Source organism: Myxococcus sp. AB036A (genome assembly GCF_006547355.1).
GTDB lineage: Bacteria > Myxococcota > Myxococcia > Myxococcales > Myxococcaceae > Myxococcus > Myxococcus virescens.
In genome coordinates, this window is sequence record NZ_VHLC01000236.1 from 1 (window position 1) to 469 (window position 469).

The 469-nt window shown below is 65.0% G+C and carries 1 protein-coding gene; it reads left to right on the forward strand.

Annotated elements, in window-relative coordinates; all coding sequences use genetic code 11:
- Positions 1-469 (forward strand): polyprenyl synthetase family protein (locus FL344_RS38250; protein ID WP_194863413.1); only part of this gene is annotated, 469 nt, incomplete at both ends.

Consider the following 469-nt stretch of genomic DNA (forward strand, 5'->3'; position numbering starts at 1 on the left):
CTACCTGCGCGTGGTTGCCGACAAAACCGGCTCCTTGATCTCGACCTCGGCATTGTTTGGTTCGAAGATTTCGGGGGCGACTTCCCACTTGCAGCAACTGATGGCTGACTTCGGCGAGCAGATCGGGGTGGTGTTCCAGCTCAGCGACGACATCATCGATATCACGAGCGACGAGACGGGCAAGACGCCGGGAACTGATCTTCGCGAGGGCATTCCGACGCTGCCGACGCTCCTGGCCCGCAGGTCCAGCGACCCGGCCGATGCCCGGTTGCTCCAGCTGCTCGACTCTGACCTGCATGATGAGGCTGCGCTGCACGAAGTGCTGGACCTGCTACGTCATCACCGCTGCATTGATCAGGCCCGCGAGGAGGTCCGCCGGCGCGCCCAAGCTGCCCGTGCCCTCCTCGAGCCGCTACCCGCCGGCCCGGCCCGAGACGCCCTCGACGACCTCTGCACCACTGTCGTAACC